This is a genomic window from Yinghuangia soli (assembly GCF_021502675.1).
Classification (GTDB): domain Bacteria; phylum Actinomycetota; class Actinomycetes; order Streptomycetales; family Streptomycetaceae; genus Yinghuangia; species Yinghuangia soli.
The window spans coordinates 25,977-52,013 of sequence record NZ_JAKFHA010000033.1 but is presented as its reverse complement, the minus strand read 5'-3'; the positions used below and the strand labels follow the sequence as shown (position 1 = coordinate 52,013).

Sequence of the window (26,037 nt, the reverse complement as noted above, 5' to 3'; positions counted from 1 at the left end):
AGCGGGCCGGGCAGGCGCGGTGGACGTGACACGTGTGAGGGGAGCCTTGGCCGAGCAAGGCGTGACGGGGTCCTGCACTGCGGGGTGTCGCGGCCGGGACGGCCGGTGATCCAGCTCCCTGAAGGATCGTGGTGGGACTGGGACGTCGTCGCCTGGAACGTCGGCCGACTGCGCCTGGGCGCGGGCTATGACCTGACCTACCACCACGGCCTGGAACTGGTCTTCGGCGACCCGGTGTTCGTCATGTGTCCGGCCGCGTTCCACGACCCCGTGTTTCGTGCGCCGACACCTGACGAGGTCCGGCTCGTCAGCGAACAGGTCGGCGAGACCCCTGCTGTGCTCGTGGCCTTCGAGGCCGATGCGCACGGGACCGCCCCGGCCCGCGGTCTGATCGCAGCCGGGCAGCTCGACATCGTCCAAGGACCCGTCTTCCGCTACTGGCGCGAAAACCTGGCACCCGGAGAACGCCTGGCCCCCTGGGTGAACCCGCCGACGGAGTAGGCGGCTTCAGAGGCTCGCAGCCGCTGCGCAGCTCGGCCGCGTGGCCAACACCCCTGCCGGATTCCACCAGTTGCCGCCTCGCAACGCCACGCCGAGATCCGCCCGCGCCACCAAACGCTCTGTCGTCCTCGGGCGGTCGTGGCTAGGGTACGGCGATGATCACCGATGACCGCCGCCCCCTGAAGCTCGCCGTCGACCGGCTCCAAGCAGCCGCGGCCGCCCGGGCGTCGGGCGACTTCGCCGACGCGGTGAATGCCGTGCTCGCCGCCCTTCCGCAGTCCGACCGGCGCGACGCGTCCGACGCGGTGCCGCGGCTTGCCAAGCTTCTCCCCGACACGCCGGTCTGGCTCCAGGGCATGGTCGCCGTCATCACCGGGGCCTGCGTGGAACTCGGCGCCGATCCCGCGGTCTGCGCACCCGTCATCCTCGACAGCGCTCGTGACGCAGTGCGCAGGGCCGCCGAGTTCCCGGCAATCTGGGCCGCGGCCGGCGGCGGTGCCCTGCCGGTACCTCAGTCGGTCGACCCGTCCGCGGAAGCGATCGACCAACTCGGCGGAGCCTCCGCGGGCGAAGAAGCGCTGCTCGGCCTCATGGCCTGGTGGCAGGTCCAGCAGTGGGAGCTGGCCACGGTCGCGATGCTCTCGCACCGTCCGATACGCGACGGGCTCGCCGAGCGCGCGCAGTTCCGCGCCGAGGCGGAACGCCTCGCCCTCGTGGGGCCGTACCCCCTCGAGTCGATGCGCCACATCGTGCGCATGGTCGACGACGAACCCATGCTCGTCCTGCACCGCCCGAGCGGAACCGCGTACCGGATGCGCATGGGCGGCCTCGGCGACAACCGCCAACTGCTCACCCTCTTGGCCGACACGCTGGTCGGCGGCGGACACGTCCCCGGGGTGGCGCCGCATCCGGCCGCCGTCGGCTTGGCCCGCGACACCCCGTTCGGCCCGGGTACGAACCCGCCGTCCGCGAACGTGTCCGCCCAGTTCGCGCTCGCGAATCCCGACGGGACCTTGATCGACCCCGAGGGCTGCCCCGACGACATCACCTTCACCGACGGCATCAGGTTCCTGGTCCTCGATGCTCCGCGGACGCCGCTCACCTGGACCGCCGGGCGCCTCTTTCCGGTGGTCTCCGGCAGCCTCGTCCTCGACGCCGTCCTCAGTCCGGAGGAGTCCCGTACTTGGGCGGCAAAAGCCTCCCACTGACACGGTGGCCGGGGGCCTGGGCGGACTGCTCCGCTCGCCACGCTTCGCGCGGCCATCCGTCTTCGTACTCGGGCAGCCGGGATCCCGGTCGAAGGGCTCATGAGCCTGCGTCAGATCGTCAGCTCCGCCGGCAGCCAGCGGACCGTGCACGCCTCGCGGTAGGCAGGCTGCCACGTGTCGCGATAGCGGCGGGTGACCTCGGGGCCGACCGCGGCCAGCAGATGCTCGGCATCGGGAGCCGGGGCGTCGTCCAGTAACCAGGGCAGCATGGCGGCCAAGCGTGCCTCGCGCGCCCCAGGGTCACCGTGTCCCGCGCCCGTTCCCTCGTCGGGTACGGGCGCCAGCGGCCAGGAGAGGCCGGAGTCGACGACAAGGGACCCGGCCAAGGCCGGGAGCAGCCACGTGCGTTCGAGGGCCAGTTGGTCCAGCACGAGATCTTGGACGCGCCGGACCGAGGCCGCGGTGTCCGAGCTGCGCGCGCAGTCGACCGCGCACAGCCCGAACAACGTGACCGCGCGTCCCGCGGCGATGCGGATCCGCCCCCAGCGGACCCGCATCTCATCCGCGGGACCTCCCCCCGGCACCGGCCCGGCCGGACCCCGCAGCGCACCGGCCTGACTGCGCTCCCATCGGATGTGCTCCAGGAGCGTGTCCGCCAAGAACACCCAGTGCGCCGCGAGGGCTCCGGCCTGCGTCACCTCATGCGGATCGAGACTGTCCAAATTCTGGACGAACCGGTCGAGATCGCGCTGCAGTGCATGATGCAGGCAGCGCATCGCGACCGGATCCGGCCTGCCGGCTCCGCGGAACACCGGCTCCCCCCTCTGAACAGTCCCGTCCCGCCTCCCCCCTGGAAGAGGGACGCAGGAACACTGTCGCGGCACCCGCGGACAATTCACGGACAGTGCACCGACAGGGGGGTCAGGCCGGCGTCTGTGAAGGCACTGCGGCTGACGGGGCCGGTTGCCGGCACACGGGGGACCCAAGTGGCAGCGCTCGTCGCGCTCTGCGGGCCGTGGCCGCTTCCGTGGGGTGTGGCGCGCAGCGGGCCGGTCGCGGTACGGACGGCGTACCCGATTCCCCGGGCGGCCGGTCGTGTCCCAGCGGACCGGACGTGCTCGGCTGCTGCTTCCTCGACCGGTCGCGGACGCGTCGCACCCCGGCAGAACAGGCACGAGGCCGTGCTCGCAATACGGGGCCGCCGACGGGCGGGTTTGCGAAGTGCGCCTGTACGACGGGGAGTAGGTGGCACCGTTGTCTGGTACTCGGTGTCGCGCGGAGAAGCGCGGGGTGTGGCAGGGGTCGCCTTTCCGGGCAGCGGGAGGTCGGCGTGGCGGTTCGGCGGGGTTGGTGTGCCTGGGTTCCTGGGCAGCCGGTCGTGTCCCAGGAGACCCGGCGTGTTTGACTACGTGCGTTCGGGCTGAAGGCGAAAGGTCTGCAGGTGGGAAGCGGCTTCCGGATGGACGGGTCGAGCGGGGAGGCCGCCGGCGGCACCTCCGGTGCCGCGGCAGCAGCACCGGGCCGGATGCGCATCGGCGTACTCGGGCCGCTGACCGTTGATGTGGACGGTACGCCCGTCGCGCCCGGAGGGCCCGCGCCGCGTACTTTGCTGCTCCGGCTGACCGCCGCACGCGGGCACATGGTGCCGGACGACCGGCTCGTCGACGACCTGTGGCCGGACGATCCGCCGGACGCCGCGCACACCACCATGCGCCGCTATGTATCGCGGCTGCGCAGCGCGCTCGAGGCGGGGGCTGCCGAAGCCGGTCCGGGTGCGCGCGTACTGCGCCGCCAGGGCCCCGGCTACGCCCTGGCTCTCGCGCCGGACGCCGTCGACGCGGACCGCTTCGCCGCGCTCGCCCGCTCCGGGCACGAACTGCTGGACGCAGGACGCCCGCACGACGCGCTGCGCGACATCGAGGCGGCGCTCGGCATGTGGCGCGGCCCCGCCTACGCGGACTGCGCGCACCTCCCCTTCGCGCAGGCCGAGGCCGCCCGCCTGGACGGCCTGCGCGCGCTCGCCGCCGAAGACCGGCTCGCGGCTCTCGTCGAGCTGGGCGAATACTCCAGGGCGGCGGCCGAGTCGGACGCGTTCACCCGGGCCCACCCCGGGCGGGAGCGCGGCTGGGAGACCTTGGCGCTGGCTCTGTACCGCGATGGCCGGCAGGGCGATGCGCTCGACGCACTGGCCGCGGCGCGGCGCATGCTCGCGAGCGAACTGGGCGTCGATCCGGGACCCCGGCTGGTCGAGCTGCAGGCCGCAATCCTCAAACAGGACGAGGCGCTGCACCCGGCGCCGCGGACCGCGATGCCCGAGGCCGAGCGGAACATCCCGGCCGCGCTCTCCGCGCTGATCGGGCGTACCGACGAACTGGCCGCGGTGGAAACCCTCTTGCGCCGCCATCGCATGGTGACGTTGACCGGTCCCGGCGGCGCGGGCAAGACGCGCCTGGCGCTCGAGGTGGCCCGGCGGCGCACCGATTCCGACGGGCCATGGCTCGTGGAGCTCGCGGGCCTGGGCGACGGTGCCGCGCTGCCCGGGGCGGTTTCGGCGGTGCTGGGCCTCGCCGGTACGGACGAGGCGGCGCTGACCGCGGTGCTGCGCCGCCGGCAGGTGCTCCTTGTCCTCGACAACTGCGAGCACCTGGTCGGCGAGACGGCCGAGTTCGCCACGCGGCTGCTGGGTGCGGGGCCGGCGGTCCGGATCCTGGCGACCAGCCGGGAGCCGCTCGGCGTGGAAGGCGAGCACGTACACGACGTGCCGCCGTTGTCGGGTGGCCTGGACGGCGACGCCGTCCAGCTCTTCCTGGCGCGGGCCCGCGCTGCGGCCGGGGCCGACCCGTGGTCGGAGGATGACGGTTCGCTCGCCATCGTCGACCATCTGTGCCGCGAGCTCGACGGCCTGCCGCTCGCCATCGAGCTGGCGGCCGCGCAGAGCCGGGCGTTGGCGCCGCGGCAGCTGACGGGCATGCTCGACGACCGCCTCACGTTGCTGCGCGGCGGTCGGCGCGGCCATGCCCGGCATGCCACGATGCGAGCGGCGATCGACTGGTCGTACGCCTTGCTCGACGACGCCGAGCGCGAGGCCTTCCGGTACCTGGCCGTCTTCCGGGACGGCTTCGACGTCGAGGCCGCGAAGACCGTGACCGGCCGCCCCGGCATCGCCGTCCCGCTGATGTCGCTGGTGGCCAAGTCGCTGGTCCAGCCACTCGGCGGCGATCCGCGCCGCTACCGCATGTTGGAGACCCTGCGGCAGTACGCGGCCGACCTCCTGAGCCCGGACGAGGCTGCGGCACTCGACGAACGGCACACCGCGTGGGTCGTCGCCCTGACCGGCACGGCAGGCAGCCTGCTGCGCGGCCCGGACAGTGCCCGGTGGATGCGGCGGCTGCGCGACGACCGGGCGAACATCCGGGCCGCGCTGGCCCGCTCGGAGGCCGCCGAGGACCGGGCCACGCAGCTGCACATCGCGACCGGGATGGCCTGGTTCTGGTACCGCACCGGCGGCGTCGCCGAAGGGGTGCGCTGCCTGTCGCCCGTGGTCCACGAGCCGGTTCCGGCGGACCTGGCCCCGCACGAGCACACGATGCGCGGCCACGCCGCCCTCGGGCTGCTCATGCTGCACTACCTCGGCCACAACGTGGACGCCATCGCCACCGCGATCGCCCGGGCCGGCCTGCACGCCGAGCAGTGCGACGACCCGGCGCTGCGCGCGGAGTTCCTCGCGGTGTCCGGGTTCGCCGCACAGTTCGCCGGAGAGATCGACATCGCCCGCGACCACGGCAACCGGGCCGTCGCCCTGGCGAAGTCCGCCGCCTCGGCACGCGTGACCACGGACGCGCTGCTCGGCATCGGCACCCTCGAATACAGCGTCGGCAACACCGCCTTGGCGGTGGAGCATCTCGAGGAAGCTCTGGCGACCGCGGAGGGCTGCGGACACAGCTGGGGCATCACCTCCGCGCGCTGGCAGCTGTCCAAGGCCGAACTCCGCACCGGAAGGCCCGACCTGGCGTATCCCCGGGTCGTGCTCATGGTCCGTGACTGCTACGCCGAGGACGACGTCACCGGCTGGCTGGTCTGCGTCGCGACACTCGCCTGCACACTCGACGCCATGGGCCGGCACCATGAAGCCGCGGAGCTGACCGGCATCGTCGAGCAGCACGGCGAACGCATCGGCTACTCGCCCGAGGTCATGGACCCCGCAGGACTGGGCACCTTGCTGCCGGCCGTGCGGGAGACGCTGCCCCCGGACGAGTACGGTGCCGCGGCGGAGCTCGGCCGCATGTACGCCCTCCCCGAAGCCATGGCCCGCATCGAGGAGATCCTGGCCGCCCAGGCGTGAGGACCGTGCTGGACGGCAAACCCGAACTGTCCTAGCTTTCCGCCATGGATCCTGAGCGCGCCGCACGGCTGGACAACATCCGCACGCCGCGCGGGCGCTACGCGAAAGGCGTGGTCCGGCGCAACCAGATCCTGTCGGTCGCCCTGGAGGTCTTCGCGACGCTCGGTGAGAAGGGCGCCCTGATCAAGGAGATCGCCGACCGCATGGGCATGTCCCAGGCCGGCGTGCTGCGCTACTTCGGGTCCCGGGAAGGCCTGCTGATCTGGGCGCTGGCCGAGCGCGACCGGCTCGCCAAGGAGCGGATCGCCGAGGAGTCGTACGGCGACCCGATCTCGCCCATGGCCGCGACGCTGCGCCGCAGCAGCGACGTGGCGGGGCTCGTGCGGCTGTACGTGAGCATGGCCGCCGCGTCCGGCTATCCGGACCATCCGGCCCGGGACTTCTTCGAGGTGCGCAACGGCGACATCCTCATCGCGCTGCGGGAAGGCCTCGGCGAACTGCAGCGCGAGGGGCGGATGCGGGCCGACCTCGATCCCGACGCGATCGCCCGGCTGGCACTCGCCGCCGCGGACGGCATCCAGCACCAGTGGCTGCTCGACCCGACCGTGGACATGGGCGGCGTCATCGACACGATCGTGGCCCTGGTCGTGGACACCGCGGAGCCGCGCGCGGCGAAGCAGGAGACGGCCGCCGAGGCCTGAGGCGCGGGACCAGCGGCATCAGGTCGCCCGGTTCACCGCACGGGCTATGCGCCGGGCATCGATGGCCAGTTCGCGGAACATCCCGCTGATGGGGTTCGTGAACCCGGTGAAGTACAGACCGGGCGCGCCCGGCGGGCACACCGGTCCGTGCACCGACGGGCGGCCGTCCGGGCGCAGCACGCCCAGGTCGCCGACCAGGCCCTCCAATGCACGGCGGTAGCCGACCGCCACCACGACCACATCGGGATCGATGCCGGTGCCGTCCGCGAGCAGCACCTTGGCACCGTCGAACCCGGTGGGCGCGGCGACGACTTCGACGGCGCCGCGGACGACCGCGTCGATGAAGCCGACGTCCTGCAGCGGGATCGCGTCGTCCCGCTTGATGCGCGTGTAGAGGCCGTCGGACGGGCGCGGCAGGCCGTACTCGGCCAGGTCCGGGACGGTCAGCCGGGCATTGATGCGGCTGACCCGGTCGACCAGTCCGGTCGGAAGGTGCCGGACCAGGATGCCGGTGGCCTGCGCCGACATGCCGCCGGTGCTGCGCCGCACGATGTGCGGGGGAGTGCGGACCGCGATGCGCACCCGCCGGGCGCCGCCCTCGGCCAGGTCGACGGCGATCTCCGCGCCGGTGTTGCCGACCCCGACGACCAGGACGTCGCGGCCGGCGAACGGCGCGGGCACCCGGTAGTCGGCGGCATGCAGCAGCTCGCCCGTGAAGGACTCGCGGCCCGGCCAGTCGGGGACGTACGGCGTGTGGTTGTGCCCGGTGGCGACCACGACCGTACGAGCGAAGTGCGGGCCGTCCGCCGTGTGCACGGCCCAGCGGGCGCCGCCCGCGACCCCGTCGGCGCGGGCGATGCGCAGGACGGGGGTCTCGGTCCGGACGTCGATCCGGTGGTGCGCCGCGTAGCGCTCCAGGTGCTCGACGACGTCCGCGCGGGCCACCCACCGGCCGTACGAGCGCGGCATCGCGTAGCCGGGGAGCTGGGACAGCCGCCGCGGGGTGTGCAGGTGCAGCCGCTCGTAGTGCCGGCGCCAGCTCGACCCGACCGCCGTGTCGCGCTCCAGGACCGTGGCGCCGATGCCCCGGCGGCCGAGTTCGGCGGCGACCGCGAGCCCGCCGGGACCCGCGCCGATCACCAGGGTGTCGGAGAACGGGCGTACGGCGGTGCCGGACTCGTCGCGGAGGTCAGTCACGGAGGCTCCGATCTCGGGCGCGGGCAGCGCGATGATCAGGAAACCATACTGATCGGATCGGCGATGGTCTTCGCCGGAAGCGGAGCCGTTTCCGGCCGTACGCGTGTGCCCGGTGCCCGGAGTCGGGAGTCGGGAGTGGGGTGCCGGGAGCGGGACCGGAGGCCCCGTCAGATCTGCAGCGCCTCAGGTTCGATGCCGAGCAGGTCGCGGAGCTGCCGCGTCCCGTCGTCGGTCACCTTCAGGGCCCGCTGCGACCCGATCCGCACGCACCACCCGGCACTCAGCGCGTGCTCGCACAGCGCCGCACCCGACAGCCCGGACAGGTGCGGACGGCGTTCCGTCCAGTCCAGGCAGGGCCGCGCGAGCGGGCGCCGGCCGGCCCGGGCCGCCGGCAGGTCGATGCCCTGCGCGGCGAACCAGCCCAGACCGTCGGAGGTCAGCGCGAACCCGGCTTCCTGCGAAAGCAGTCCGCGCTCGGTCATGGCATCGGTGATCAGGATGCCGAGCCGCCCCGCCAAGTGGTCGTAGCACGTCCGCGCCCGGGCCAGCGCCTCGCCGGCCGAGCGCGCCCGGAGCGTCGGGGCCGGTTCGGGCGGCGGCCCGGCGAACGCCGCAAGGTCCTCGATCAGCTGGGCGGTCTGCGCGTCGACCAGCCGGACGTACCGGTGGCGGCCCTGGCGCTCCTCGACCAGCAGCCCGCCCGCGACCAGCTGAGTCAGGTGCTCGCTCGCCGTGGACGGGGCGACTCCGGCATGCCGGGCCAGCTCCCCGCCGGTCCACGCGCGGCCGTCCAGCAGTGCCAGGCAGATGGCCGCCCGGGTGGGATCGGCCAGCAGCGCGGCAAGAGCGGCGAGCTGCGGGGCGGAGCGTTCGGTGCGCGTCATGACGCCAGCATGCCGCACGCATATGTCGGCACTCACCGAAACGTCCCGGACTGGCCCTCCGTCCTCGATCCCGACCCCGACCCGCCTCCGACCCGACCCGACCGGACACGGCACGCGGCGCGTCGCCGGAAAACGCGATGCCGACCGGTCGGCCGCTCGCATATGGTCGCCGGATGAGCACCCGCACCTTCCGCATCATGGTCCGCGGCGTTTTCGACGGCCTGAGCGACGACCAGCGCGCCGAACTCCAGGCACGGGCCGCCGAGCATGATGTGCTGCACGCCGCCTTCACCGCGGAAGGCCACCTGACGTACGACATCGCGGCCCGCCCCGCCTTCACCTTCCGCTTCCTCGACTCCGGCGAGGCCGAAGAGGACATCCTCCACGCCACCGAGCGGGCCGAGACCGCCGCGGCGGCATGGCTCGACGAACGCGGCTACCCGTACAAGAACCTGCGGTCGCAGGCCGAGGACCTCTCCCAAGCTCCGCTCGCCAAGCGCCAGCGCCGCGCGGCCGCCCGCGGCGACGCCTGACCGCACCGCGACCGGCCTCCGGGAAGGGATCCGCGGCAGGACGCCCTCCCGGCGAGGGCGATCCGCCGGAAACTAAAGTTGATCCCCGCACCATGCAGGACCCGGGTCACCGCGCACGCCGTGCGGCACCGGTACGCGGACTCGGGAGGCGGCAGATGGACCAGAGCAAGAGACGGCCCGGCCGTCCGGCCCTGATCGACCAGCACATGATCGTGACCGCGGCACTCGAACTCGACGCCTCCGGCACCGCGCTCAGCATGCAGGCCGTCGCCGACCGCCTCGGCGTGCCGCGCGGCACGCTCTACCACCACGTCGCCGACCGCGAGGAAATGGTCGCGCTGGTCGCCGCGGCCCGCCTCGAGGAAGCGCTCGACGAGGCCTGGATGCCCGCCGACGACGCGGACTGGCGCACCTGGCTCACCGCCTTCGCGCACGTCATGCGCGATGCCCTGCTGGCCCGCGCCAATCCGATCGGCTACGTGCTCCTCGACGGCGCCCCCGGCAGCCGCCAACTCGCCCAAGTGGAGCGCATCCTGCACGTCATGGTCCGCGACGGGTTCACCCCGCAGGCCGGACTCCGCTGCCTCGCGGTGCTCGCCGAGATCGTGCAGGCCAACGTCCGCGCCGTGGTGCTGCGCCGCGCGCAGGGTCCCACGCCCGCGGGCTCCTACCTCCACCTCGTCCGCGCCGCACCGGAGGGCACCTTCCCGCTGCTGCGCGCCGCGGACGGCGAGCAGGTAGGACTGGACGACCAGTTCGCCTTCGCCCTGGACGTCATGCTGACCGGGTTCGCCGCGCACGCGGCTGACGGCCGCTAGGACACGGAACGCGGCCGCACCGGTCGCAGCGGACAGTTCGGCGGGCACCGAAGTGTCCGGGGCCTACTGTCCACGGCATGACGACGATGACTGCACCGGGAAGTCAGGACGTGGTGGCCGTGCGGCGCCACGCCGCGGTGGCCGCGATCCTCGAAGACCCGCGTTTCGAGGTTCCGGCCGCGGTCGGAGCCTGCGACGGCATGGGGTGGCTCCGCGGCAGCGTCGCCCGGTTCGCCAACGGGGAATCACACGCCCGCCGCCGCGGAATCGTCGTGGCCGAACTGGCCGGCATCACCCCCGCGGACCTGCGGCAGGCAGCCCGCCGCGAGACGCTCGCCCGCCTGGCCGGGGCGCCCGGACGCCTCGACGTGGCCGCCGAGTTGGCCCGCCGCGTGCCGCTGCGCATCCTGGGTGCCGCGCTGGGCGTCCACCCCGGCGAACTCGATGTCCTGGCCGAGGCCACGGCGCGCGTCGCCGCCGCGTACCACCCGGGCGCCGACGAGGGCACCGTACGCACCGCCGACACCGCCCTGGCCGAGCTCGCCGCACTGCTCGCCCCGGACGGCACCGGCACTGGCACCGGCACTGGCACCGGCACCGGCACTGGCATCGGCACTGAAGCCGACGCCACGAGCCGTGCGGACGCCGAGCGGACCGCGAACCTGGTCGGCATCCTCGTCCAGGCCTGCGACGCGACGGCCGGGCTGATCGGCAACACCGCGGCCGCAGTCCTGACGTCCGACGCCTACCGTGCGGTGCCGATCGAGGCTCTGGTGCACGAGACGCTCCGCCTCGACCCGCCGGTACGCGGCACCCGCCGCCGAGTCGCGGAAACCGTCGAGGCCGGCGAGATCAGCGAGGTCCGCGGGATCGGCGGGATCAGCGAGTCCACGGACGCGGCCGGAGGCGTCCTGCCCGCCGGAACCGTCCTCGCCCTCGACTTCGCCGCGGCCAACCGCGACCCCGAAGTCTTCGACCGGCCGGACGAGTTCGACCCGGGGCGCGGCGCCACCGCACACCTCACCTTCGGCCACGGGCTGCGGCCCTGCCCGGGCCACGACCACGCCCTCGCGCTGGCCTGCGGCGTCCTCGAACCGCTGCTCGACGCCTGGGTCCGCGAACCCGGCGACCTGTCCTACGAGCCGTCCGCCAACCTGCGCATCCCGGCCCGGCTCATTGTCGTCCCGCGCTGAGCCGCACCCCCGCCGTCCTCGACACCGTACTTCCCGTCCCTGCCCTCCCGTTCAGGCCGTCGACACCCAGGAGCCAGCCATGTCCGCCGCCACCCCCGCCCCGACCGACCCCGCCGCCCGGTACGCGGCGTTCCGCGCGCTCCATCACGCCGACCGGCCGCTGATGCTCCCCAACGCCTGGGACCACGCCTCCGCAGCCGCCCTGGCCGCCCGCGGGTTCGCGGCGATCGGGACGACGAGCCTGGGTGTCGCCGTGGCCGGCGGCAAGCCCGACGCCGCCGGCGCCACGCGCGACGAGACGGTGGCCCTGGCCCGCGGACTCGCGAAACTCCCGGTCCTGGTGACCGTCGACATCGAGGGCGGCTTCAGCACCGACCCGGACAGTGTCGGCGCGCTGGCCGCCGAGCTCTCCGCCGCCGGGATCGCCGGACTCAACATCGAGGACGGCCGCCCCGACGGCTCCCTCACCGACCTGGCCCGGCAAGTCGACCTGATCGCCGCGATCAAAGCCGCCGCCCCCGCGATGTTCGTCAACGCCCGTACGGACGCCTACTGGCTGAGCGGTGCGCACGGCGACCCGCTCGCCGAGACCCTGCACCGCACCGCCGCCTTCGTGGAGGCAGGCGCGGACGGCCTGTTCGTCCCGTCGCTGCCCGACGACGAGACCATCGCCGCAGTCGTCAAGAGCACCGACGCGCCGCTCAACGTCCTGTATGCGCAGGGCCGGCACACGTACGCGCGCCTCGCCGAGCTGGGCGTCGCCCGGATCAGCTGCGGATCGCTGCTCTTCCGGGCCGCGCTGCACAGCGCCGTCGAGCTGGCCGCGGCGATCGTGGCGGGCACCGACACGTCCGGTGCCGGGAGCGGCGTGCCCAGCTACGCCGAAGCCCTGGGCCTGGCTGACGCGTTCGACGAGGCCTGACAGGACGAGTGCCGTCCTCCGTCTACTGCCGCTCGATGATGCGGAGCCCCCGGTCCGCGGTCCAGACCCGGATGACCAGCCCGTCGCGTGCCTCGTTGAGCGTGGTCATCACGACCTCGTCCACCTCGCCGCGGAACAAGTGCGAAGGCCGCTCCGGGTCTTCGGCGCCTTCCGAACCACCTTCCGAACCGCCGTCCGAACTGCCGTCCGAACCGGCCCCTGTGCCGTTCTCCCCGGCACCGTCCTTACCGGCCTCCTCCGGTCCCCACGCACCGAAGACCGCCTTCTTCACGGCCTCGTCGGTCACCTCGACCGCCCGCCCGGCGAGTTTCGCGTCCCCGCGCCACTCCGGGCCGGCCTCGGTCCCGGTACCGCCGTGCACCGCGAACCGCGGATCGCGCAGCAGGTCGCGCGCCTTCACGGCGCCCGGCATGCTGCCGAACCACAATTCGCCGCCGATGAACCGGGACTCGGTGCCGCTGATCCGCGGAGAGCCGTCGGCGCGCAGCGTGGCGATCGTCTTGTGGGTGAACGCGTCGAAGGCCTTCGCCACCTCGTCCGCGAATGCCGGCTCCGCCTTCACCACATCGTCCCACCGCGCCATGGCAGCTCTCCCTTCCCGTCGCTGCGCCCCGGGGCGGCGGCATCCGCCCCGGGCAAGCCCTCCACGTTATGACGCGGCGGCGACAAAGCCAGAGTGCACACACGATTCTCTTGTTGCTCGCACCCGCATGGTCTAGCGTCCCCCGGCCAGACGCACGACCGACGACGCGGGGATTGGCCAGGAGGCGACGATGACCGGTGGCAGGCTGGACGGCAGGGTGGCGCTCGTGACCGGCGGGGCATCCGGGCTCGGCCTCGCATGCGTGGAGCGCTTCACCGCGGAAGGGGCGACGGTCGTCGGCCTCGACCTCGGCAAGCCCGAAGAGGCGTTCCCGGGCGCCGCGTTGCTGGAGGCCGACGTACGCGACGAGGAGGCGGTGGCCGCGGCCGTCGGGCAGATCGCCGCCGAGCACGGCCGACTCGACGTCGTGGTCAACTCGGCGGGCGTCTCCGGAGGCGGCGTCGTGCACGCGTTGGACACCGCCGAGTGGGACCGCATCATCGACGTGAACCTCAAGGGCACGTTCCTGGTCGCCAAGCATGCGCTGCGCGTCATGATCGGGCAGCAGTCCGGCAGCATCGTCAACATCTCCAGCGTCGAGGGGCTGCAGGGCACCGAGGGCGGGTCGGCCTACAACGCCTCGAAGGGCGGGGTCGTCACGCTCACCAAGAACATGGCGATCGACTACGGCCGCGCCGGGATCCGGGTCAACGCCATCTGCCCCGGCTTCATCGACACACCCATGTTCCGGGCCGTCATGGGCTCGGGGAACATGACCGAATACCGCGAGCAGTACCGCGAGCTCCACATGCTCGGCCGCTTCGGACGCCCCGACGAAATCGCCGCCGCGGCGCTGTTCCTCGCCTCCGACGACGCGTCGTTCGTGACCGGCCAGGCCATCGCCGTGGACGGCGGGTTCCTGGCGGGAACCCGCACCGGCCTCAGCGACCTGATCGCCGGCGCGCTCGGCATCACCCGCTCGGCCGCCGAGGGGGATCCGGCCTGAACGGACCGGCCGTCCCCCGGAATCCCGGGGGACGGCCGACAGCCTTGCCGAGTCAGCAGATCAGCCGATCAGCAGACCGATCAGCAGATCAGCAGATCAGCGGATCACCGGCGGGCCGGGTCACCGGATCCGCTCGCTAGCGCAGCAGCCCGTACGCCCTGCTCACGGTCTGCGTCACCGTGGTGCCCTGGCCGTCGCGCGCCGTGGCCCGCAGGTTGACCCACTCGCTGCTGCCCTGCGGCGCCGGCGGGACCAGCGCCAGGCGCTTGCCGCCGATCGACAGGACCGGGACGCGCTTCCAGGTGGAGCCCTTGTCGAACGAGGCCTCCAGCTTGAAGTCCCGGATCGCCGGCGCGGGTCCGTTCGGGCGTTCGATGGCGACGGTGAGCGGCATCGGCCGGTCGGCGCGTGCCTTGTTCTCCAGATCGAAGTTCCCGTCGATCCGGATCTGCAGCAGCGGGTTGGCCAGGTCGCCGCAGTCGCCCTCGGGAGCCGCGGAGCGGAACGTCCACGTAGTGTCGACCTCGTTCGCGAGGATCGCCGACGGGTCGCCGCGGTCGGCGTGCATCTGCAGCGTGAAGTCCGCGGCGCCGGGCGGCAGTCCGGTGAACCACGCCTCGGTGCCCTCGACGCGCCCGACCTCCTCGCCGTTGCGCAGCAGCGTCAGCGTCCCGCTGCCGTTGCCCCACCAGTCCAGCTGGTGCCCGGCGACCGCCGCCGAGTACGGCTTGACCATCATGGTGGCGTCCTCGCCGCACTGGTGGAACCAGCCGATCGGCGACGCCGTCGCCCGGTTCCACTGCTCGGTGACCGTGCGGTGCGCACCGGGCGCGTAGCGGGTCGGCTGCGCCTCCTCGGCCATCGTGTCCCCGCTCAAGTGGCCCAGCCACGACAGGCCTTCCGGGGCGCTGAAGTACTCCTTCCAGACACTGGGGAACTGCAGGTCGTGGAACCAGCCCGAATAGCTGGACTCTCCGTCCCATCCGGCCAGGCGCGACATCCCGCCGGACTGCGTCCCGATGCCCTGGTTGTGGATGCGCACATCGGCAGAGCCCAGTTCGGCCACCCGCGAGCGGAACGCCGCGTCGTTCGGGATGCCGCCGTCCACCCTGCGGGTCAGGTTGTACGCCCGCGGCGGTGCGGATCCGGCCGCGGGTTCGGTGAGGAAGGCCTGCTGGCGCAGCGAGAAGGTCCGCGACGTGACCGGTGCCGTGGGCGCCACGTACAGCTCGGTGGCCGGTTGCATGGTCGTGATGGTCAGGCCGAACTCGTAGTTCTCCGCGAACACTTGGTAGAGCGTCATCTCGCGGTAGTCGAGTCGGGCCGCAGGGCGGTCCAGCGTCATCGGCGCAGGTCGCCCGGTGCGTGCGTCCAGGGTGACCGAGGCCTCGCCCGCGACGGCGACGTCCGGCCGGGAGATCAGCGTCAGATCGCGCGGCCGGCTGGTCGTCGCGGGCGTGATGATGATGCCGTCGATGCTGTAGCGGCCCTTGGGCACGCGCGCGATGTACTGCTCACCCGAGACCACGGGCTCGTACTGCTGCCCGGTGGCCAGGTCGGTCACGACCAGCGCACCCGCGGTGAGCCGCTCGCCGGCCCGGTTCAAGGAGTCGATCCGGACGTCGTACACCTCGTCCTCGAGGTACACGCCAAGTGCGGTACGCGCCACCACGCTTCCGTCCGCGGCGGTGGCGGTCAGCAGGCCGCCGTACACGCCCGCCGGACCGGCCGCCGGGTCGATGCTCAGCCGCGCCTCCGCCGTCCCGTGCGCGGGGACCGTCAGCCGCGGCGTGTCCACCCGCACCAGCGATGCCGGCCCCGAGCCGTTCGCCACGGCCGCTGCCAGGTCGAGGACCAGCGGCGCATCCCCGTCGTTGCGGTAGCTGACGGTCTTGGCCACCGGGGCCGGGGTCGGCCAGCGCAGGAACGCCGACACCGCGGACGGGCTTGCCGTCACCGTGCCGCGCACCGCAGCGGCCACGTCCAGGCGGCCGGTGCCCTGGGCGAACACCGGCAGGTCCGCGGTCGGCTTCGCCGATCCGGTCAGCGCCTCCTTGATGCGCGTACCGGTCCAGTCCGGGTGCTGCTGCGCCAGGATCGCCGCGGCGCCCGCGACGTGCGGGGTGGCCATCGACGTGCCGCCCACGCGCGTGTAGGCGTCGTCGATCGGCTCGCCGAGCGAAGTCCCGGCGGCACGCGCGGCGGCGATCCCCACGCCCGGGGCGGTGATCTCCGGCTTGACCGCGTAGTCGCCGTACCGCGGGCCGCGGCTGGAGAACCACCCCAGCTGGTCGTCCGCGTCGACCGCGCCCACGCTCAGCGCGGCATCCGCGGTGCTCGGCGCACTCACCGTGCCGCTGCCCGGCGTGTTGCCCGCCGCGATGACGAACAGCGCGCCGGTCGATGCACTGAGCGCGTTCACCGCCAGCGACATCGGGTCGGTGCCGTCGCTCGGACCGCCGCCCAGGCTCATGTTGACGACCTTGGCCTTGCCCGCGGCCCACTCCATGCCCGCGATGATCCCGGACTCGCTGCCGAAGCCCGTGTCCTCGAGGACCTTGCCGACCACCAGCCGGGTGTCCGGTGCGACGCCCTTGAACTGCCCGGCGGACGCCGCGCCGCTGCCGGTGATGATCGACGCTACGTGCGTGCCGTGGCCGTGCCCGTCGGCGGCGCTCGGCGAGGTGCCGGTGAAGTCGACCGCCTCCGCGACCGCGTCCTTCAGGTCCGGATGCGCGGCGTCGATTCCGGTGTCCAGCACGGCCGTGGTGATCCCCGCGCCGGTGAACCCGGCCTGCCACGCCGCGGGCGCGCCGACCTGCGGCACGCTGCGGTCCAGCGATGCGGCCACCCGCCCGTCGAGCCAGACCCGTGCGACGCCCGGGTTCAGCGAACGGGCCTTGGGATCGGTGCTCCCCGCGGTCACCGAGCCCCAGAATTGCCCCGCGGCCGCCTTCGGCGTGCCGATCGCCTGCGCCTGGATGCTGGGCAGGTCACGGCCCGGGGCGGACATCCGGGACAACTCGCCGCGTGCCGCCGGTGCACCGCCCGCGTACTTCACGATCAGCGGCAGGACCGGCGCCTTCGCATCGTCCAGTCCCTGGCGGACCAGACCGGATATGTCGAACAGCCGCGGGTCCAGCACACCGCTGCGGAGCAGCGCGACGGCGTCCGAGGGGACGACCGTCACCGCGTCGCCGCGGTTCCAGCGCAGGAACGACACGTCCTCGCGGCCCGGTCCGGGCTTGGCGGTGTACGCCCGGCGCCCGTCCGCGAACACGTCCACGGCCACCTTGTCGCCGGTCACCAGGGTCACGCTCGTGTGCGACGACTTCCCCGGGGAATTCGCCGCACCGGCCTTGGGCGGTGCCGCATGTGCGGGTCCCGGCACGGCGGCCAGGATCGCGCCGACGGCCAAGGCCACCGTCAACCGTCGTGAAGGGGGATATCTGCCGGCCATTGCCGTCCTCTCGCCGCGCTTCGGGTCAGCGGAGGGCCGGCCAGGTCGGCGAGCGGCCATCCGCCCCTCTGACTCCACTGCGGGGCGAGCGGGTTGCTCGGGAAATGGCAAACGGCCGAAATCCGTTCACGGGCGGTGTGTCGGCCGCCGGAGGCCGGCCCGGGAGCCGGCCGCGGAACGCTTCGGGAAGCAGATCGGCGGGCCCGGCCCCCCGCGCGCGGCGGCCGGGCGCGGGGCGCACAGGGGACGCGCCCCCGCCCGGGGCGCCTCCGGGTGCGCTCTGCTCCGGGGGGCCCGGGTCACCAGGACCGGGCCGCCGATCCGCGGGTCACCAGGCGAACGCCTCCGGGCTCGGACCCGGGCCCGGGAAGATCTCGTCGAGCCCGGCCAATACCTCGTCGGACAGCTCCAGTTCGACCGCCCGGAGCGCGGACTCGAGGTGCTCCGCGGTCCGCGGACCCACGATCGGACCGGTCACCCCGGGCCGCCCGAGCAGCCATGCGAGGGCCACCTCGCCCGGGTCGAGGCTGTGCTTGTCGAGCAGGTCCTCGTACGCCTGGATCTGCGCCCGCACCACCGGGTCGGCGAGCGCCTGCGCGGCGCGGCCCGCACTCGTGCGCGCCCCGCTGGTGCCCTCGCGCTCCTTGCGCAGTGCCCCGCCGAGCAGCCCCTGGTTCACCGGCGACCACGGGATCACCCCGAGCCCGTACTCCTGCGCGGCCGGGATGACCTCCATCTCGGCCTGCCGGACCGCGAGGTTGTAGTAGCACTGCTCGCTGACCAGGCCCACCCGGCCGGTGCGCGCGGCGATCTCGTTGGCCTGCGCGATCTTGTAGCCGGGGAAGTTCGACGACCCGGCGTACAGCACCTTGCCCTGCTGGATCAGCACGTCGACGGCCTGCCAGATCTCCTCGAACGGCGTGGCCCGGTCGACGTGGTGGAACTGGTAGACGTCGATGTAGTCGGTGCCCAGCCGACGCAGGCTCGCCTCGACCGCGCGGCGGATGTTCAGCGCGGAGAGCTTGTCGTGGTTGGGCCACGTCTCGCCGGTGCCCATCGGCCCGTACACCTTGGTGGCCAGGACGACCTTGTCGCGGCGCTCGCCGCCCTGCGCGAACCACGAGCCGATGATCGACTCGGTGAGGCCGCGGTTCTCCGCGACGCCGTAGACGTTCGCGGTGTCGAAGAAGTTGATGCCGGCGTCCAGCGCGGCATCCATGATCGAGTGGCTGTCGGCCTCGTCGGTCACCCCGCCGAAGTTCATCGTGCCGAGCACGATGCGGCTGACCCTGAGTCCGGTGCGTCCAAGCTGCGTGTACTTCATGGAAATCCACCCAACCTGATTCGAGTGCACTCGAAGCAAGCCCTTCGGCACGTGGTTTTGCATCGCGGCACGCATCGGGCGCCCCGGCACTCCGGGGCGCCCGACACACGCACGCGATGCTCAGCCCTCCCAGGGCCAGCCGGCGTCCCGGCCGCGGGCGAGCAACTCCATCAGCGTGAACAGCTTGTCGCTGAACCCGCCGATCTCGAACCGGTTCTTGGTGCCGCTCGCGATGACCGCCGGCGCGTACCCCGACGTGTTCACCCCGAAGAACTGCACCGACGCCGGGACCGCATCCGACACCGACAGGTTCCCGGCCTGCTGCCCGGCGTACCGGAAGGCCTGCATGTCGGACACCAGCACCACGCGGTCGTGCCCGCGGTACGCCGCCTTGAGCGCGGCCACCGTCTCGGTGCCGTGCCCGACCTCGCCGTTCCGCTTGCAGAACGCCTCGATGTCGCGCAGCGCCGAACCGCCCCGGGTCACCGGGTGGGCGAAGTGCCCGTCCGCGAAGCCGACCAGGTCGACCTGCGCGCCGCGGTGCGCCAGCGCCACACCGAACAGCGCGCCGATGTCCGCGTGCGACACCGCCGAACGCGCCGACACCCGCGAGGACATGCTGCCCGAGGTGTCCACCAGCACGAGCGTACGGCCGGGCAGCGCCGGGACGTTCGCGGTGGCCGCGGTCAGCGCCCGGTCCAGCGCATGCCCCCAGCGCAGCGACGGCGCGGCCCGGTAGGCGGACAGGAACCGGTACGGGAACAACCGCGACTTCGCGATCACCTCGGGGTCCGCGATGCGCGCGGCAATGGTCTCGGCCACCTCGTCCGGCAGCCCGGCCTCGTCGAAGTTGCGCAGGTTCCGGATCAGCGCCATGACGCCCATCGACGGCGCGATCGACGCCCACAGCTCCGCCTTGGGCAGCCGCGGACCCGCCAGCGACAGCACGTCCTCCCACGTCATCCCGGCCGCCCGCAGCCGCTCGGCATCCAGCAGCACGGCCGGGTCGCGGTCCGCCTCGGCCCGCAGCGCCCGGTTCGCCGCGACCGTGCGCAGCGCGTCCGGAACGGTCTCGTCACGGCCGTGCCGGCGGTCGATCGCATGCTTGAACAGCGGTCCCTGCCACGGCTTGTCGGCGGCCGGCGAGGCGTGCACGAGCTCCAGCACGTCGGCGAACCGGTAGCCCTTGGCCGCCGTGTCGTACTTCAGCAGCGAACGCTCGGTGTACAGCCGGGCCGCGGCATCCGCGACACCGCGCTTCACCGGCTTGGGCAGGTTGCGGCCGTGCGTCGCCACCCAGTACGCGAGCATCTCGCCCGGCTCGTCGGCCCGCTGCAGCGCCGCGTCGATCAGCGCCCGGTTCCCGCCGTGCAGCCCCAACGTCAGCCGCGCGTACACCGCTTCGGCCGCCGCGACCAGCGCCGCGGAGCGCATGCCCGCGGCATCGCGCAGCCAGCCCACGAAGCCGTGCATCCACTCCGGGTCCTCGACCGCGACGTCGTGCACCAGATCGCGGAACCGGCGGTCGCGCTCGTCTGCGGACTCGTAGAAGGAGGCCTCGCCGACCATGTTGGTGAGCGCGAACAGCAGCAAGTCGCCGCGCTGCTCGCGCAGATACGCGGCACCGCCCTCGTGCGTCGTGGCGACCGGCGTGCGCGTGGTCGCGCGGACCGGGCCGGCCGGGACGGCGGCGGCGCTGCGGCTGTTGAACTTGGACATGCGGAATCCCCCCGTGGGATCGGAAGTCACGGAGGGAGGAGGGGCGTGGCGTGCCCGAGGACCAAGCGGCTCCGGAACAAACGTGCTCTAGCCGGCTGAGCTACCGCCGACCGGAGTCGGCGACCGGGACTCGAACCCGGGACCGCGCCATTATGAGTGGAAGTAACCGATGCCTGCGCACCGGGCACTCCACGCCCGTCCTCCCGAGATCAGAGACGGTCCGGTGTGTTCTGGAAAGGAAGTAACCGGGCCATGCGCACCGGGAGGTGCGTTGCGTCAGAGGCTCGGAGTTCGGAAGCGGACACGGTGGTTTCGTTGGAAGAAGTAACCGTGGCCTGCGCACCCGAGCCGTGCTCAGACTAGGCCGGAATCCGCGGGCGTCACCAGGTATTTTCCGGCGCCGAGGACTAGCGTGGTGGACGGGAGGAGGTCGGTATGGCGACTGCGACCACGAACGGCCCGAAGACGCGCATCGCGCTCGACGGGATCTCGGAGACGCTTCTCTGGACCCTGTACCACCGGGCGATGGAGGCGCGCCGCCCCGATGCGGTGCTGGACGACCCGGTGGGCGTCGAGCTCCTCGACGCGATCGACTACCCGTTCGAACGCCGCTTCGGCAAAGCCGACATGGGCAGTGCACAGGGCCAGGCGCTGCGTGCCCTGACCTTCGATCGGCAGATCCGCGAATTCCTCGACGCGCACCCCGACGGCACCGCGGTGGCGCTCGGCGAAGGCCTGGAGACGCAGTTCTGGCGCGTGGACAACGGCCGCATGCGCTGGCTCACCGTGGACCTGCCCGAGATCGTCGACCTGCGCCGCCGCCTCCTGCCCCACGAGGAGCGCATGCGCGCGGTCGCCTGCTCGGCGCTGGACGAGCGGTGGATGGACGAAGTGGACCCGTCCCGCGGCGTCATCGTCACCGCGCAGGGCCTGCTCATGTACCTGCAGCCGGCCGAGGTGCGGATGCTGATCGCCCGCTGCGCGGCACGCTTCCCGGGCGGCACCCTGGTCCTGGACTCGGTGCCGCGCTGGTTCAGCGCGCAGACCGTCAAGGGCCGCGTGAAGACCCGCGAGGGGTTCGTCGCGCCGCCGATGCCGTGGGGGATGGACGCGTCCGAGCGCTGGAAGCTGCACGGAGCGCACCCCAACATCGTGGAGATCCAGGACCAGGCGCTGGCCCGCGGGCGCGGCTTCTTCTACACGCGCGTGGCCCCGCACGCGCACCTGATACCGGTGGTGCGCAGCCGGCGCCCGTCCATCACCGTCATCCGCTTCGGGCCCGGCACTGCGGGGGAGTGACCCGGCCGAGGCGCGGACACGCAGCGGCCCGGGTGCCCCGGCCGGCGGCCGGGGCACCCGGGCCGCGGGGCGCCGTCAGGCGAGGCCGACCGGGCCGGGCCCGTCGGTGGGCCGGTCGCCGGTGCTCGGACCGTGCGCCCGCTCGTGCTCGTCCAGCAGCCCGAGCAGCCGGGACACCTCGTCGTGCGAGGCGCCCTGGCGCTGCTCCGCGTAGTACGCCGCGCCGAGCTGCTTGTACAGGTCGCCCTGGGCGCGGTTGGCCTGGAAATCGTCGGCCTTCTGCTTTCCGGTGGCCATCGTTTCCTTGGCCTTTTCCTTGGCCTTGTCGAGGAAATTGCTCATCGCGGCGCCGCCTTTCGTCGTGCCTTGTAGCTACAACGCACGACTGGTACCCGGAGATCCCGGAAGGCAACGTTCCGGTTATGTGAATTCTCCGATCCGGCCTATTCGCCCGCTTCGCCGCCTTCGCCGTCGCTACCGGCTGCCGCGGCGTTCTCGGCGCGCAGCGCCTCGACGACCGCGGCCATGACGCCCTTCCAGTGCTCCCGCTGACGCTCCCGCTCGCGGCCGTCGGCCAGCCACTCCTGATGGAACCGCAGCATCGTCTTGCCGCCGTCGCCGCGCAGCGCGAACTGCACGGTCGTGTCGTGGTCCCAGTCGGCCGGCCGCCAGGTCAGCCGCACCCGGTCCAGCTCCCGCCAGCCGCGTACTTCGCCCTCGGTGCCGTCGTCGGTGCGGTACGCGGTGCCCTTGTCCGGAGCGAGCTCGGCGCCCGGGCCGAGCCACAAGGCCAGGCCGTCCTCGTCGGTCAGGAACTCCCAGACCACCTCCGCCGGATACGGCAGGGTCTTGGAGACGCCGATCTGGAAGCCCACGTCCTTGGTCCGGCCCACTTCGTTCGCCATCAGTCGCTCCTCGCTGTCTTGCGGCATCGCCTGCAGTTACCCGGATGCCCCAAGAGTGGATCACGTACCTGACATCTTCTGTCAGCCTTCGCCGCGGATTCCCGGCAGACTGGGGGCATGCGCGCAAGCCGACTGTTGTCCGTCCTGCTCACCCTGCAGACCCGCGGCCAGGTCACCGCCCAGGAGCTGGCGGACGAGCTGGAGGTCTCGGTGCGCACGGTCTACCGCGACATCGAGTCGCTGAGCGCGGCCGGTATCCCGGTGTACGCGGAACGCGGCCCGGCCGGCGGCTACCGGCTCCTGGACGGTTTCCGTACGAAGATCAACGGGTTGACCGCGGACGAGGCCGACTCGCTCATGCTCACCGGCCTGCCCGGTCCCGCGGCCGAACTGGGCCTCGGCGCGGTGGTGGCGTCCGCGCAGCTCAAGCTCATGGCCGGGCTGGCCCCCGAACTGCGCGAGCGGGCTGCGAGGGCGGGCGAGCGGTTCCATCTGGACACGGTCGGCTGGTACCACGCCGCGGAGAACTCGCCGCATCTCGCCGACGCCGCCAACGCGGTGTGGCACGGGCGCCGGATCCGGATCACCTACCGGCGCTGGGGCGGCAAGGTCTCGCCGCGCGTGGTGGAGCCGTACGGGCTCGTCCTCAAGGCGGGGGTCTGGTACCTCGTGGCGCGGGCGGTCGAGGCCGCGCCGGCCGCAGGACCGGGGGAGTCCGGGCAGTCGGGGGAGCCCCGGCGCGCCGAGCGCACCTACCGGATCGGCCGGATCCTCGAACTCGAGGCGCTGGACGAGTCCTTCGAGCGCGATCCGGCGTTCGCGCTGGCCGACTACTGGGCCGCGTGGTCGGAGGAGTTCGAGACGAACCTCTACACCGTCCCGGCCATGGTCCGGCTGTCGCCGCGGGCTCGGGCGGCGGTCGGCACGCTGTTCGGCGCGCTGCGCGAGCGCGTGGTCGCGGAGACCGCGAGCGCACCGGACGACGCGGGCTGGGTACGCGCGGTGCTGCCGCTGGAGTCGGTGCAGTTCGGCGCGCTCGACCTGCTCCGGCTCGGGCCCGAGGCGGAAGTGCTGGGGCCGCCCGAACTGCGGCGCATCATCGAGGAGTACGCGCGCTCGGTGGTCGCGATGTACGCATCCTCGCCCGGAGCGGAGCCCGCGCCCGCGGTGGAATCCGCCGGCCCCGGCGGACCTGCCGCCGACGCCTGACCCGCGGCCCGGTCAGGCCGGAGCCGCCACCGGCAGGACCGCGGCCGTCTCGGCGGCCGCCGCGGCCTGGGCCTCGGCGCACGCGTCGGCCGCCTCCGCCGCGGCGAGCAGCACCGCGTCCAGCAGTCCTGGGAAGCGGGCGTCCAGTTCCTTGCGGCGCAGCGTCAGCATGACCTCGCGCCCGGACGGGTCCTGGCGGATCACGCCGGCCTCGCGCAGCACCCGCCAGTGGTGCGTCATCGTCGACTTGGCGACGCCCCTGACGAGCGAGCCGCACGGGTGCTCGCCGTCGTCGGAGAGGTCGCGGACGACGGCGAGCCGGGTCGGGTTGCCGAGCGCGGTGAGCACGTTCTCGATCGCGAACTGCTCCGGCGTCGGGTGGAAGAGCGCCATGCGCCCACGATAGCGCGCCTACGACCGTTCGTGAACGTTCGAACAATTTGCCGCGCGCGGCTTGACAGTGATCTTTCGACTGTACGAGCATCCTCGTACAGTCATTCAGTACGCCTGTTCGCGTACAGTCCTCTCGCTCCACCCACGCTCAAGGGGTCCTGCCATGCCCACGTCCCGCCCCGACTCCCCGCCCGAGTCCGCTGCCGACTCCGCTGCCCAGCCTCGGCCCCGCCACCTCGGCTGGGTCCTCGCCGTCCTGGCCTTCGCTCAGCTGATCATCGCGGTCGACTACAACATCGTCTTCGTGGCGCTGCCCGAGATAGGCACCGAACTCGGGTTCTCCGAGCAGTCCCTGCAATGGGTCATCAGCGGCTACGCGGTCGCCTTCGGCGGCTTCCTGCTCCTCGGCGGCCGGACCGCCGACCTCTTCGGCCGCCGCTCGGTCCTCGTCACCGCCCTCGCCCTGTATGCGGGCGCCTCCATGCTCGGCGGCCTCGCGGTCAACCCCGGCATGATGATCGCCGCCCGCGCGGTGCAGGGCATCGGCGGCGCACTCCTCTTCCCGGCCACGCTCTCGCTGGTCAACACGCTCTTCGCGGAAGGCCCGGAGCGCAACCGCGCCCTCGCGGTCTGGGGCGGCGCGGGCGCCAGCGGGCTGTCCCTCGGTGCACTGTTCGGCGGCGTGCTCACCGGCTGGTTCGGCTGGGCCTCGGTCTTCTTCGTCAACGTGCCGCTGGCCGCCGTGGTGATCGCGGGCGCGTTCGCCTTCATCCCCGCCGACCGCCGCACCGGCCCGCGCCGCAGCTTTGACCTGCCCGGCGCGCTGACCGTCACCGCGGGCCTGACGCTGCTCGTCTACGTCCTGGTCGAGGCGCCCGCCGCGGGCTGGACCTCGGGCGGCATCCTGACCGCCGCCGCACTGGCCGCGGCGCTGCTCGCCGCGTTCGCCGTCATCGAGTCGCGCAGTGCCGACCCGCTCATGCCGCTGCGGCTGTTCCGCAACCGCAGCCTGGCCGCCGCCACCGCGATCACCTTCGTGTTCATGGGTACCTTCGGCGCCATCCCGTACTTCCTGACCATCCTGTGGCAGCAGGTCCAGGACATGAGCGCGCTGCAGACCGGCTTCGCCTTCCTGGTGCCGGCCGTCGCGATCTTCGTCGGCACCCAGGCCGGCGAGAAGCTGACCACCCGGGCCGGGCTGCGCGCCTCGCTGCTCACCGGGTTCGTGCTCGGCGCGGGCGGCACCGTCCTGCTCGCCGCGGGCGTGACCGCGGACGGCTCCTACGGCGTGCTCGTCCCGGGCCTGGTGGTCATGGGCATCGGGCAGGGCATCGCGTGGACCGCGATGTGGATCGCCGCCGCGTCCGGCGTGGACGCGAGCCAGCAGGGCGTGGCCTCCGGACTCGCCTCCACCACCTCGCAGATCGGCGCGGCGGTGGGACTGGCGATCTTCGTGGCCATCGCCAACGCGGACACCGGCGGCCTGACCGGCGACCGCCTCGGCGAGGCCGTGGCCGACGGACAGCAGACCGCCCTCTACATCGTGGCCGCCGCCCTCCTGCTCGGTGCCGTGGCGGCCCTGGCCTTCCGCCGCCCGCCGGCCGACGAGTCGCGGCCCGCCGCGGAGTTCGTCGCGGACACCGCCGCGGAGGACCGCGTCGAGGTCGGCGCGGGCCGCTGACCCGGCGCGCCGCACGACCTGGCCCTTGAATGGACTAGACCAAATATCGGTACTGTGGACGCAAGCCTGGCGGGGGCGGGGCCCCCCCCCGGGGGGGCCCCCCCCGCGGGGGGGGGGTGGGGGGGGGGCCGGCCACCG

Annotated in this window: 22 protein-coding genes; 12 read left to right on the top strand and 10 right to left on the bottom strand. The window is 73.0% G+C overall.

Features of this window, described 5'->3' with window-relative positions; genetic code table 11:
• Nucleotides 1-105 precede the first annotated feature (105 nt).
• The gene (locus LZ495_RS34980) at nt 106-501 is read left to right on the top strand and encodes a hypothetical protein (RefSeq protein ID WP_235057169.1); all 396 of its coding nucleotides are present in this window, start codon (nt 106-108) and stop codon (nt 499-501) included.
• 155 nt (nt 502-656) lie between these two features.
• Entirely contained in the window at nt 657-1,709 is a 1,053-nt protein-coding gene (locus LZ495_RS34975) for a hypothetical protein (RefSeq protein ID WP_235057168.1), read from the top strand.
• A gap of 110 nt (nt 1,710-1,819) precedes the next feature.
• Here the strand turns inward: LZ495_RS34975 and LZ495_RS34970 are convergent, their stop codons facing one another.
• Nucleotides 1,820-2,431 (bottom strand): hypothetical protein, encoded by a 612-nt coding sequence (locus tag LZ495_RS34970; RefSeq protein ID WP_235057167.1) that lies wholly within the window; start codon nt 2,429-2,431, stop codon nt 1,820-1,822.
• Nucleotides 2,432-3,150: 719 nt separating this feature from the next.
• Between LZ495_RS34970 and LZ495_RS34965 the strand changes: the two genes are divergently transcribed.
• Together LZ495_RS34965 and LZ495_RS34960 are read left to right on the top strand one after the other, a co-directional pair.
• Nucleotides 3,151-6,051 (top strand): ATP-binding protein, encoded by a 2,901-nt coding sequence (locus LZ495_RS34965; protein ID WP_235057166.1) that lies wholly within the window; start codon nt 3,151-3,153, stop codon nt 6,049-6,051.
• A gap of 44 nt (nt 6,052-6,095) precedes the next feature.
• Nucleotides 6,096-6,752, top strand: coding sequence for a TetR/AcrR family transcriptional regulator (locus LZ495_RS34960; RefSeq protein WP_235057165.1), 657 nt, complete (start codon nt 6,096-6,098; stop codon nt 6,750-6,752).
• A gap of 18 nt (nt 6,753-6,770) precedes the next feature.
• On the opposite strand, the gene LZ495_RS34955 is transcribed toward LZ495_RS34960, so the two are convergent.
• Entirely contained in the window at nt 6,771-7,949 is a 1,179-nt protein-coding gene (locus LZ495_RS34955) for a flavin-containing monooxygenase (RefSeq protein WP_235057164.1), read from the bottom strand.
• 167 nt (nt 7,950-8,116) lie between these two features.
• Complete coding sequence (locus LZ495_RS34950) at nt 8,117-8,833, bottom strand: ArsR/SmtB family transcription factor (protein WP_235057163.1); 717 nt, start codon at nt 8,831-8,833, stop codon at nt 8,117-8,119.
• Between the two features lie 173 nt (nt 8,834-9,006).
• Between LZ495_RS34950 and LZ495_RS34945 the strand changes: the two genes are divergently transcribed.
• From LZ495_RS34945 to LZ495_RS34930, 4 genes are all read left to right on the top strand, one after another.
• Nucleotides 9,007-9,366: a DUF6204 family protein gene (locus LZ495_RS34945; RefSeq protein WP_235057162.1), complete on the top strand. Its 360-nt coding sequence runs from the start codon at nt 9,007-9,009 to the stop codon at nt 9,364-9,366.
• A 155-nt stretch (nt 9,367-9,521) separates the two neighbouring features.
• Nucleotides 9,522-10,184 (top strand): TetR/AcrR family transcriptional regulator, encoded by a 663-nt coding sequence (locus LZ495_RS34940; RefSeq protein ID WP_235057161.1) that lies wholly within the window; start codon nt 9,522-9,524, stop codon nt 10,182-10,184.
• Nucleotides 10,185-10,261: 77 nt separating this feature from the next.
• The gene (locus LZ495_RS34935; RefSeq protein ID WP_235057160.1) at nt 10,262-11,377 is read left to right on the top strand and encodes a cytochrome P450; all 1,116 of its coding nucleotides are present in this window, start codon (nt 10,262-10,264) and stop codon (nt 11,375-11,377) included.
• Between the two features lie 79 nt (nt 11,378-11,456).
• Entirely contained in the window at nt 11,457-12,299 is an 843-nt protein-coding gene (locus LZ495_RS34930; RefSeq protein ID WP_235057159.1) for an isocitrate lyase/PEP mutase family protein, read from the top strand.
• Between the two features lie 22 nt (nt 12,300-12,321).
• On the opposite strand, the gene LZ495_RS34925 is transcribed toward LZ495_RS34930, so the two are convergent.
• Nucleotides 12,322-12,903 (bottom strand): pyridoxamine 5'-phosphate oxidase family protein, encoded by a 582-nt coding sequence (locus tag LZ495_RS34925; protein WP_235057158.1) that lies wholly within the window; start codon nt 12,901-12,903, stop codon nt 12,322-12,324.
• Between the two features lie 190 nt (nt 12,904-13,093).
• Here LZ495_RS34925 and LZ495_RS34920 point away from each other — a divergent pair, with 190 nt between their 5' ends.
• Nucleotides 13,094-13,909 carry an SDR family NAD(P)-dependent oxidoreductase gene (locus LZ495_RS34920; protein ID WP_235057157.1) on the top strand — a complete coding sequence of 272 codons (816 nt, stop codon included), beginning with the start codon at nt 13,094-13,096 and terminating at the stop codon, nt 13,907-13,909.
• Nucleotides 13,910-14,045: 136 nt separating this feature from the next.
• On the opposite strand, the gene LZ495_RS34915 is transcribed toward LZ495_RS34920, so the two are convergent.
• The 3 genes from LZ495_RS34915 to LZ495_RS34905 form a co-directional block, all read right to left on the bottom strand.
• A complete protein-coding gene (locus tag LZ495_RS34915) occupies nt 14,046-17,333 on the bottom strand; it encodes a S8 family peptidase (protein WP_235057156.1) in 3,288 nt (1,095 codons plus the stop codon).
• Nucleotides 17,334-17,697: 364 nt separating this feature from the next.
• Complete coding sequence (locus LZ495_RS34910) at nt 17,698-18,693, bottom strand: aldo/keto reductase (protein WP_235057155.1); 996 nt, start codon at nt 18,691-18,693, stop codon at nt 17,698-17,700.
• 120 nt (nt 18,694-18,813) lie between these two features.
• The gene (locus tag LZ495_RS34905; protein ID WP_235057154.1) at nt 18,814-20,412 is read right to left on the bottom strand and encodes a TROVE domain-containing protein; all 1,599 of its coding nucleotides are present in this window, start codon (nt 20,410-20,412) and stop codon (nt 18,814-18,816) included.
• A gap of 435 nt (nt 20,413-20,847) precedes the next feature.
• On the opposite strand from LZ495_RS34905, the gene LZ495_RS34900 reads away from it, so the two are divergent.
• Nucleotides 20,848-21,711, top strand: coding sequence for a class I SAM-dependent methyltransferase (locus tag LZ495_RS34900; RefSeq protein WP_235057153.1), 864 nt, complete (start codon nt 20,848-20,850; stop codon nt 21,709-21,711).
• A 75-nt stretch (nt 21,712-21,786) separates the two neighbouring features.
• Here the strand turns inward: LZ495_RS34900 and LZ495_RS34895 are convergent, their stop codons facing one another.
• Complete coding sequence (locus LZ495_RS34895) at nt 21,787-22,053, bottom strand: hypothetical protein (RefSeq protein WP_235057152.1); 267 nt, start codon at nt 22,051-22,053, stop codon at nt 21,787-21,789.
• Between the two features lie 101 nt (nt 22,054-22,154).
• Nucleotides 22,155-22,616: an SRPBCC family protein gene (locus LZ495_RS34890; RefSeq protein ID WP_235057151.1), complete on the bottom strand. Its 462-nt coding sequence runs from the start codon at nt 22,614-22,616 to the stop codon at nt 22,155-22,157.
• Nucleotides 22,617-22,733: 117 nt separating this feature from the next.
• On the opposite strand from LZ495_RS34890, the gene LZ495_RS34885 reads away from it, so the two are divergent.
• A complete protein-coding gene (locus tag LZ495_RS34885) occupies nt 22,734-23,825 on the top strand; it encodes a helix-turn-helix transcriptional regulator (protein ID WP_235057150.1) in 1,092 nt (363 codons plus the stop codon).
• 12 nt (nt 23,826-23,837) lie between these two features.
• Here LZ495_RS34885 and LZ495_RS34880 read toward each other — a convergent pair whose 3' ends face one another.
• Nucleotides 23,838-24,218 carry an ArsR/SmtB family transcription factor gene (locus LZ495_RS34880; RefSeq protein WP_235057149.1) on the bottom strand — a complete coding sequence of 127 codons (381 nt, stop codon included), beginning with the start codon at nt 24,216-24,218 and terminating at the stop codon, nt 23,838-23,840.
• Nucleotides 24,219-24,381: 163 nt separating this feature from the next.
• Here LZ495_RS34880 and LZ495_RS34875 point away from each other — a divergent pair, with 163 nt between their 5' ends.
• The gene (locus LZ495_RS34875) at nt 24,382-25,899 is read left to right on the top strand and encodes an MFS transporter (protein ID WP_235057148.1); all 1,518 of its coding nucleotides are present in this window, start codon (nt 24,382-24,384) and stop codon (nt 25,897-25,899) included.
• Nucleotides 25,900-26,037: the final 138 nt, after the last annotated feature.